The 8,123-nt window shown below is 53.2% G+C and carries 8 protein-coding genes; 2 read left to right on the forward strand and 6 right to left on the reverse strand.

Going from position 1 to position 8,123, the window contains the following annotated elements:
• Window positions 1-132: 132 nt before the first annotated feature.
• The 4 genes from Q0418_RS06495 to Q0418_RS06510 form a co-directional block, all read right to left on the reverse strand.
• Complete coding sequence (locus Q0418_RS06495; protein ID WP_298483335.1) at window positions 133-1,500, reverse strand: MATE family efflux transporter; 1,368 nt, start codon at window positions 1,498-1,500, stop codon at window positions 133-135.
• Window positions 1,481-2,221 carry a tRNA1(Val) (adenine(37)-N6)-methyltransferase gene (locus tag Q0418_RS06500; protein WP_298483336.1) on the reverse strand — a complete coding sequence of 247 codons (741 nt, stop codon included), beginning with the start codon at window positions 2,219-2,221 and terminating at the stop codon, window positions 1,481-1,483. Before Q0418_RS06500 ends, Q0418_RS06495 begins: the two co-directional genes overlap by 20 nt.
• 255 nt (window positions 2,222-2,476) lie before the next feature.
• Entirely contained in the window at window positions 2,477-3,136 is a 660-nt protein-coding gene (locus Q0418_RS06505; RefSeq protein ID WP_298483337.1) for an HAD family phosphatase, read from the reverse strand.
• A gap of 30 nt (window positions 3,137-3,166) precedes the next feature.
• Complete coding sequence (locus tag Q0418_RS06510; protein ID WP_298483338.1) at window positions 3,167-4,372, reverse strand: hypothetical protein; 1,206 nt, start codon at window positions 4,370-4,372, stop codon at window positions 3,167-3,169.
• A 249-nt stretch (window positions 4,373-4,621) separates the two neighbouring features.
• Here Q0418_RS06510 and Q0418_RS06515 point away from each other — a divergent pair, with 249 nt between their 5' ends.
• Window positions 4,622-4,840 (forward strand): DUF896 domain-containing protein, encoded by a 219-nt coding sequence (locus tag Q0418_RS06515; protein ID WP_298483339.1) that lies wholly within the window; start codon window positions 4,622-4,624, stop codon window positions 4,838-4,840.
• Here the strand turns inward: Q0418_RS06515 and Q0418_RS06520 are convergent.
• Window positions 4,828-5,253 carry a cytidine deaminase gene (locus tag Q0418_RS06520; RefSeq protein WP_298483340.1) on the reverse strand — a complete coding sequence of 142 codons (426 nt, stop codon included), beginning with the start codon at window positions 5,251-5,253 and terminating at the stop codon, window positions 4,828-4,830. The genes Q0418_RS06515 and Q0418_RS06520 overlap by 13 nt on opposite strands.
• A gap of 81 nt (window positions 5,254-5,334) precedes the next feature.
• Window positions 5,335-6,528, reverse strand: a complete 1,194-nt coding sequence (locus tag Q0418_RS06525) for an acetate/propionate family kinase (RefSeq protein WP_298483341.1) — start codon at window positions 6,526-6,528, stop codon at window positions 5,335-5,337.
• A 204-nt stretch (window positions 6,529-6,732) separates the two neighbouring features.
• Between Q0418_RS06525 and Q0418_RS06530 the strand changes: the two genes are divergently transcribed.
• The gene (locus Q0418_RS06530; RefSeq protein WP_298483342.1) at window positions 6,733-7,947 is read left to right on the forward strand and encodes a nucleotidyltransferase; all 1,215 of its coding nucleotides are present in this window, start codon (window positions 6,733-6,735) and stop codon (window positions 7,945-7,947) included.
• Window positions 7,948-8,123: the final 176 nt, after the last annotated feature.

Genomic DNA, 8,123 nt, shown 5'->3' on the forward strand with positions numbered 1-8,123 from the left:
CAGATGAAACAAAAAGCGCAGTGAATACTTTGTGTATTCACGAGCATTTTTGCGAGATATGACAGAAAATATGCAAGCAAGATGCGTGCCAAGCCACAAGGCGTGATTGAATCAGTGATTCCATAGATATCTCTATTCACCCTCTGCCAGATTGCTGATCCACACGCCCTTCCGAATGAGCACATAGCCCACCAGCACCTTCACCATATCTGCCGCCTGCACAATGGCATACACAGCAAAAATAGGCAGAGATGTGAGATAGCAAAGTGCCAGCGCCGCCGGCACAGGCAAAAGCCATGTGTACACACTGTCAAACAGGAAGGTGATCAGGGTCTTTCCGCCGGAGCGCAGGGTAAAATACAGGGCATTGAGAAATCCCTGCACCGGGAAAAACAGAGCCGTGATGATAATGAACCACTGCCCGTACCACCGCACCTGTTCCGTAGTCTCATAGAGCTTCGGGAATACGCCGGAAACGGCAATGAGGATCACGGTCAGCCCCAGGGAGACTGCACCGGTGAACCACATGAGACTGAAGGAATCCTTTTTTGCTTTTTCATACTGGGATGCACCCAGGGTCTGCCCGATGAGAATGCCCACGGCAGAACCCAGCGCCACAAATACTACGTTCAGCAGATTGCAGATGGCATTGGAAATATTCAGTCCTGCCACGACCTCCAGTCCCCGGATGGAGTAGCACTGAGTCAGTGCCGCAATGCCCCCTGCCCACAGGAATTCGTTGAAGAAGATGGGCAGACTCTTCCGGATCATTTTCCCGGCAAGTGCCTTGGGGATCAAAAGGGTGCGATATGCCCCCTGCAAAAAGACGTGTTTTTTTCGGGAAAGCTGCGCCCAGATGATCACAATGCACATTTCCACAACACGTGCCAATACTGTTGCAATGGCAGCACCCCGAACGCCCAGCTTCGGCATACCGCAGCTGCCATAGATCAGCAGATAGTTGAACACCACGTCCACTGCCACGGAGACAATGCCGGCTGTCATAGGCTTTACGCTGTTGCCGGTCTCCCGGAGACTGCTGGCATAGATCTGGGTCGCCACAAAGGGTAGCAATCCCAGAAGCATGATGTGCAGATATTCCATGGCATACTTCATGGTCAGAACCGGGTCGATGGATGCACTTTCTCCGTGGAGATACAGCCCGATGAGGGTTTCTCCGCCCAGGAGAAAGATCCCCAGACCAGCGGCAAGACAAAAGCCACAGATCCAGTGCTTGATGCGAAAGGTATTCTGAAAACCCTCCAGATTTTTCTGTCCGTAGAACTGTGCGCCATAAATGCCCGGTCCGGACAAGCCGCCGAAAATAGCGAGATTGAATACAAAGATCAGCTGTCCCACAATGGAAACTGCTGTCATAGCTTCTGTGCCCAGACTGCCTACCATGATATTGTCCACAAGGCTCACCATATTGGTAATACCGTTCTGGATCATCATGGGAACTGCAAGTGCCAGTGCACGTTTATAAATTGGATTTTTCATTCGTTTCTGTTCCTCTTGTTGTCACAGCATTGCCGTCCCCTACGATGCGCAGGGGCAGCACGTTTAAAAAAGATTTTCCGCCGCTTCTGCCCTCCAGTAAAAATAACCATGGGGCAGATTCCGGGGACTTCGCCACAAATTGCAGACGTTTCGGCTCAATGCCGTTCTGGCGCATAGCATCTATGACATCCACAAGACGCTCCGGGCGGTTGCAGATGCAGAGCTTTCCGCCGAATCGCAGGAGTTTTTTCGCCGCTGCGCACACGTCGTAGATGTTGCACAGGATCTCATGACGTGCGATCTTCTGGGCAGTCAGCTGGCTTTCCAGCCCCGCCTGGTATGCTTTATAGGGCGGATTGCAGGTCACCAGATCCAGCTGTCCCAGAGGTGCACCCTCCCAGAGCTGCTTCAGGTCGGCGCAGATGGGATGCATCTGCGACTGTACCGCCGTGCTTGCGGCAATGCCCTGGCGCATTTGTGCAATGGCTTCCGGCTGGATATCCACGGCGTAGATCTCCTGGGGCGGTTCTTTGCGCTGCATGAGCATGGGAATAATACCGCAGCCTGTCCCCAAGTCGCAGACACGGTCTTTCCGGCGATAACCAGAGAATTCCGCCAGCAGTACAGCATCTGTGCCGAAGCGGTGCAGCTGACTAGTGCAGACAGTCAGCCCGTGGGAAATTTGTTCAAGGGATTGGGTTGGCGTGGGATTCACTGACATAACGTATCCTTTCCATCCAGCCACAACGCCGGATTACTGTCAATATCTGCTGATATTCGTGTTCATTGCGGATGATGTGGTCGTAGAAAGATTTTTGCCAGACAGGAAACCCGATCTGTTTGGATACCCATCGTTTCATTTGACCGACCACCGTTGAAATTGTAGGGGCGGATAATATCCGCCCCGCATGCGGCATAATCATACCCCATCAGACGATTCGGCTTTCGCTTCGGCAATTCCATCGCATTTTCCACCCTACCGGAAAATATCCTGCATTTCCAGCAGGTCGGTTACTGTCACCGTTGCCGTGGCACGCATTGCCGCCCAGTCGCTGTCGCTCACCGGGTCATATACGCCTACGGTGAAAAATCCGGCAGCTCTGGCAGTCTCCACGCAGTGAAGCGAATCCTCTGCCACGGCGATCTGCCGCCTGCCCAGATGCAGCCGCCCGGCAGCTTCCCGAAAGATCCGGGGCTGGGTCTTTGGTGCGCCCACTTCCTGCTCTGTCAGCAAAAACTGGATGCGTTCCCATAATCCCAGCCGTTTCAGCGCCGCCTGTGCAAGTTCCCCATAGGTCGCCGTTGCCACGCCGTAAACAATGCCCTTTTTGTCCAGCCAGTCCAGCAGTTCCGGCACATGAGGCTTCAGCTGCAAATGCTGGTGGTATTCCTCCGCCACCATGTCCGAGACCTGCTGCGCCAGCTGTTCCGGTGTACAGGACAGAGAAAAGCGTTCCACAAAATAGCGGGAAGATTCCTCAATGGACATCTTCCGTACCACCTGGGTAATATCCGGCGGTACTTCCCGGTCATAGTGTTCCAGGATCTGACGATCTACCTGCGACCAAACACCGGTGGAGTCCAGCAGTGTACCGTCCAGATCAAAAATAACCCCCTGGATCGTGTTATGTTCCATAGTAATTCCTTTCTGTTCTGAATCCCGACCTTATAGCGTGAGATATTCCTCCAGATGCGCCGCAAAATCAGACTGCTCGTCTCCGAAATGCGCCATGGAAACAGTGATCAGATTGGGATGTGCTCCCGTGCGGTTGATAAGCCAGACATCGCTTATATAGGAACCGCCTCCGGTGACGCCGCTGTCTGTTATACTGTATTCCATCATATGTCTGGTCTGCATGTAATACGCCGTATAGCCGTCTACTGTACATTTTTCCTCTGTCCCCGGCATGGCGCCGCTGCTATAAAACGAACCTTTCTGTTGTTCAAAGGATGCAGTAAAAATCTCATCTGTCGTACCCTCACTGAACGAGAGCATCAGCGAATCTCCGTCTGCTGTTTCAAAGGCATAAAACCCCTGATATTCCCCGGGCTGAATGTCAAATTCTGTTTCGGCATCCTCGATCTGCCGCCACTGCGCCGGAAGTTCCAGACTTGTCCCCAGTTCCGGCAGTTCCAGTGTCAAAGGTTCGCTGGGTGCCGACAGCACAGTCTGCTGCACTGCACCATTTTCCAGAGAACAATTTCCCAGGTAGAAATACGCCTCCGGCGAAGCGCAGTAGTCCCGGTAGGCATCCTCTGTATTGACCATCACGAGCATGTAGAACTGATCTGCCGTGAAGTTGTTCACCAGCAAAATAGACAGCTGACCGGGCTTATTCTCTACGGCACATTCTGTGGTCAGCTTCCGTGCCCGCACCTGCATTCCGGAACAATGGGGCAGGGTTACTTCGTCCAGGGTCTTTCCCATGAGCAGCATGGGATCATCGATACCCATATGCATGGATAGTTGTCTGGGTTCTATGGCATCAAATGCAGCATTTCTCATGGAATCCTCTGCAACCAGCAGGACGATGCTGCTGCCGTTGTCCTCCTGCGGCGCAAAGGAACAGGACGCCGAAGCTACATCATCCTCCATGCCAATGTCCCCGATGGACTTTGTCTCCTGTTTTTCTGGCTTTAAAGTATACTGTGCCGGATATTCCAGTGCACAATCGTATGCCTCCCAGAGATAGCCTGTCAATTTCGACTCTGCTTCTGTTTCCGGTTCCGGGACAGTCTCTGTCACCGCATCCGCGGCAGTTCCTGTCTGTTCCGGCGGAGCTGTGTTTTTATTTTCATGGGACGACTCTGCGCCGCAGCCTGCCATGAGACAGCAAACGGCAGCACAAAGCGCCAGCAATCTTTTTTTCATCTTACAATTCCCCCTGTTTTTTCTCGTCTGAATTTTCTTGTAGTTATAGTATAACGATTTTGCGTTTCCTTGTCAACGTCCGGACGCAATTCATTTTGAGCAATGGGCAATGCCGTTCCTCATTGAAGCAAAATTTCTCTTGCCTTTTCCCGTGTTTTATGCTATACTATAGGCTGGGTTGTAATGACAAAAAAACACATGGTTTGACAGTCAATACAATACAAAACTGTTTTCTACGGAGGAATCTGCATGGATCCTGCAAAATTGGCACGCATCAATGAACTGGCACGGAAATCCCGCACCGAAGGACTGACGCCGGAGGAAAAAGAGGAGCAGAGTGCACTGCGCCTGGAATACCGCCAAGCAGTAGTAGGCAATCTCCGGGGTCAGCTGGACAACACAGTAGTGATCCGTCCCGACGGCACATCCTACCGTCCGGCAGACAAGGGAAAATCTCAGTCTAACTGAAACTGTGACGGCAGCAGTTCTCCCAGCAGATGCACTCCATCTGCCAGCAATATGGGGAAGGTGGGCGGACAGAATTCCGCCAGCACCTGCAAGCAGGCACCACAGGGTGTGCAGGGCGTTGTCCGTGCTTCTTCTGCGGTTCTGCCGCCCACAATGGCGATTTTATGGAATTCCCGGACGCCGGCGGCAACTGCCGCACAAATGGCGCTGCGTTCGGCACAGATCGTCATGGAATAGGACGCATTTTCCACATTGCAGCCATAAAACAGCCTGCCGTCTGCGGCTGCCAGCACAGCGCCTACCTGAAAACCCGAATAGGGCGCATAGGCGTTCTCTCTGGCGGCAAGTGCCTGTTCCATAAAAGTGGGCGTGGTTTCCGGCGTGGTCATATGATCAAGTCCTTTCAAATACATTTTCAATCGTTCTGACCCATAGCAAAAAAGCGAAGCCGTTTTATCTGGCTTCGCCTTTGCACATGGGTTACGCAGCGCTACTTACTTCTGGATCATTGCCAGGGTGTCACGTGCGATGAGGAGTTCCTCGTTGGTGGGGATGACCCATACCTCAACCTTAGAATCCGGTGTGGAGATCTTCTTGAGCTCGCCCTTGAAGTTGTTGACTTCCTTGTCGATCTTGATCCCCAGGAATTCCATATTCTCGCAGACCTCTTCACGGCAGTTCGGTGCATTTTCGCCGATACCGCCAGTGAAGATCACAGCGTCCAGACCGTTCATAGCTGCGGCATATGCGCCGATATCCTTCTTGATATCATAGACCAGCATATCCTTTGCCAGAGTGGCACGCTTGTCCCCTGCCTCAGAAGCAGCGGTGATATCACGGAAGTCAGAGGACTTTCCGGAAATGCCCAGCATACCAGACTTCTTATTCATATAAGTATCCATGTCGGAAACGCCGAAGCCGTGCTTTCCGGCAACATAAGTTACTGCAGACGGGTCAACTGCGCCGCAGCGTGTGCCCATGAGTACGCCGTCCAGAGGTGTGAAGCCCATAGTGGTGTCCACGGATTCGCCGTTCTGTACCGCAGTGATGGAAGAACCATTACCCAGATGGCAGGAAACCACCTTCAGATCCTTCAGATCTTTTCCCATAACCTCTGCCAGCTTTGCGGTAACAAACCGATGGGATGTGCCGTGGAAGCCGTACTTGCGGACATGGTACTGCTCATAGTCCTCATAGGGGAAGCCGTACATGAATGCTTTCTGAGGAATGGTCTGGTGGAATGCAGTATCAAAGACAGTGACCTGAGGAACATCGGGCAGGATCTTGCGGCATGCCCACAGTGCCAGTGCATGGCCGTGGTTATGTACAGGAGCCAGCTCACGCAGCTCGTCGATCTTGTCAATGATCTCATCGGTTACCAGGGTGGTCTTTGTGAATATTTCTGCACCCTGTACCACACGGTGACCGACTGCGGAGATCTCATCCATGCTGGAGATCACAGCGCCCTCGCCGGTGGTCAGTGCCTGTACCAGGCGCTCAAAAGCCTCAGCGTGAGTGGGGAATGCACAATCCTCTTCCACCGTTACGCCGGAAGCTGTCTTGTGGCTCAGGTGACCGTCGATACCGATACGGTCGCAGTTACCCTTTGCGATAACAGACTCATCCTTCATGTCGATGAGCTGATACTTCAAAGAAGAGCTTCCTGCATTGACAACAAGAATAATCATAGGGGTTTCTTCTCCTTTTCCTTACGGTGCTTTGTCACATCGTCCCGCACCGTTTCGTTATATTGTGTTGTGAGCACTGCCTCGTCTGTGCCCATCCATATATTATTATAAGCTTTTTTGCAGAAAATGCAAGAGGTTTACAGAAATTCCCCTGAAAAAGGCTGTAAATTTTTCGTTTTCTGCATAGATTCTGGAGGATTCTACATGAAAATCAGCGGTATTATCTGCGAATACAATCCCCTGCACAACGGCCATCTCTACCACCTGGAACAGGTGCGGCAGGCTGGCACAGAGGGCATCGTTGCCGTCATGAGCGGCAATTTCGTCCAGCGGGGCGATGCCGCCATTCTGGACAAATTCACCCGTGCCAAGCTGGCGATCCAGGGCGGCGTAGATCTGGTGCTGGAGCTGCCCGTGCCCTATGCCCTGGCGCCGGCGGAAAATTTCGCCATGGGCGGCGTGGCGCTTCTGACAGCACTGGGCAATGTCCAGGAAATTTCTTTCGGCAGCGAATGCGGCAGCATCCGGCTTTTGTCCCAGGCGGCACAGGCATGCCGTGTCTGCAAGACAGAATATGCCGATGTCATGGACGATTTTCTGCGTTCCGGCTATTCCTATCCGGAGGTGCTCTCACAAATGGTGACGCAGCTCTACGGAAAGGACACCGCAGATGTCCTGCGCCAGCCCAACAACACCCTCGCCATCGCCTATCTCAACGCCATAGAAGAAATGCACAGTCCCCTGCGCCCTGTCACCATCCAGCGAAAGGGCGCAGGTCATAACAGTGCCCAGCCTGCCCAGGATGGCACCGCAAGCGCCACCTACATCCGGCAGTTTTTCTCCGAAGGAGGCGACTGCCGGCGTATGATGCCATCCTATGCCTGGCACGCCCTCCGGGATGCCAGTCTCGCAGGACACACCGGCTCTATGCAGAATCTGGAGCGGCTCATTCTGTACAAGCTGCGCACCACAGACCCGGACGAACTGCGCAGCATCGCCGAGGTGGGTCAGGGACTGGAGCACCGGCTGTATAAGGCAAAGCGTGCATCCTCTCTGGAGGAACTGCTGCAAAGCATCCAGACAAAGCGCTATCCCATGGCACGCCTGCGCCGGATCCTGCTGCACATTCTCCTGGACATTCGCACGGCGGACATGCAGCAGTATCCGCCCTATGGCAGAATCCTCGCCTTCAACGACAAGGGACGTGAAATTCTCCGGGATTCCAAGCAGAAGCGGCTCCTGCCTTTCTCCCACTCTCTGGCAGAGCTGGCGCATACCAGCCGGGAGGCAGGACGCTGTGCGGCGCTGGAATCCCAGTCCACGGATATCTATCAGCTGTCCCGCCGGGTGATCGGAAAAGGAGAATCCGATTTCCGCCGACATATCACCATGTCCCGGAAAGACGAGACGGAAAACTGAAGTAATTTAGAATAATAAATTTTGTTTGTCAGTATAATACCCCCTCCACCACCTATCGGCGGTCCCCCTCCCCTTTCAGGGGAGGCTGAAAACGACCGTCTTTAACAAATTATAAATTTTTCAGATAATGCCTCCCCTGAAAGGGGAGGGGGACCATTGCGCAGCAATGGTGGAGG

Source organism: uncultured Ruminococcus sp. (assembly GCF_937915125.1).
GTDB lineage: Bacteria > Bacillota > Clostridia > Oscillospirales > Ruminococcaceae > Ruminococcus_C.